Raw genomic sequence first — 1,081 nt, 5'->3', positions numbered from 1 at the left:
TGTAGTGATCAGCACCGTTGTTGATGCGGGTGATCGGTGGTTGGCCGGCGAGGGCGGTGTGTCCGCGGTGATGGTTGTAAGTGTGCAACCATCCGGGAAGTGCGTCGGCGCGGTCTTGGCTGCTGGTGAAGGGCCGGGAGTAGATCCATTCGTCGCACATGGTGCGGTTGAACCGTTCCGCTTTGCCGTTGGTCTGGGGCCGGTAGGCGCGGGTGAAGCGGGCTTGGGCGCCGAGGTCGGTGAGGGCTTGGTGCCAGGCGTGGCCGCGGCGGTAGGCCAGGGCGTTGTCGGTCATCACGCGCTCGATGCGGACGATGCCGAGCTGGGCGAAGTGGGCGGCGGCGCGGCGTAGGAAGCCGGCGCAGGTGTCGGTCTTCTCGTCGGGGTGGATTTCGGCGTAGGCCAGGCGGGTGTGGTCGTCGATGGCGGCGTGCACGTATTCGTAGCCGACGCGGCGACCGGCGTCGCGTTCGGCTTCGGCACGGCGGTTTTCGGCACTGTCGCGGCCGTGCACGCGCCAGCCGCCGCCCTCGCGGAGCCGGCCGATCTTTTTGACGTCGACGTGAATCAGTTCACCGGGGCGTTCGCGTTCGTAGCGGCGGATCGGTTGCCCGGTGGGCCGGTCGAGCCAGGCCAGGCGGTGCAGGCCGTGACGGGTCAGCACGGCGTGCACCGTCGAAGCCGGCATGTTCAGCAGCGGCGCGAGGCGCCGTGGGCCGCGTTTGAGCTGGGTGCGCAGGGCGCAGACGCGTGCCTCGAGGTCGGGTGGGGTTTTGCCGGGTAGCCGGTGCGCGGTGCTGGGCCGATCGTGCAGTCCGGCGTCGCCTTCGGCGCGCCAGCGAGCCAGCCATTTGTAACCGGTGGCGCGGGAGACGCCGAGTTCCTTGACGACATGAGCGACCGGGCGCCGGTCGGTGATGACACGCTGGATGAGCAGGCGTCGACCATGCAGGGTCAGGCGGGCGTTACGGTGGGCCATAGAGACCTCCGGTTCGGTGAAGCGTCGCAACTTCCACCTCGCCGGAGGTCTTCTCACATCTCAAGCCGACACGCCGCGTCAACAACGCTCGTGATCACTACA

1 protein-coding gene is annotated in these 1,081 nt (G+C 68.5%); it reads right to left on the bottom strand.

Going from position 1 to position 1,081, the window contains the following annotated elements; genetic code table 11:
- Nucleotides 1–979, bottom strand: a 979-nt coding sequence (locus IT780_RS41425; RefSeq protein WP_199517386.1) for an IS481 family transposase, incomplete at its 3' end; no start/stop codon positions are given.
- Nucleotides 980–1,081: the final 102 nt, after the last annotated feature.

It is taken from the genome of Nucisporomicrobium flavum (assembly GCF_016464385.1).
GTDB classification, from domain to species: Bacteria; Actinomycetota; Actinomycetes; order Mycobacteriales; family Micromonosporaceae; genus Actinoplanes; species Actinoplanes flavus_A.
Note: the sequence above shows the minus strand (reverse complement) of the source record. Positions and strands in the feature narration are given on the sequence as shown.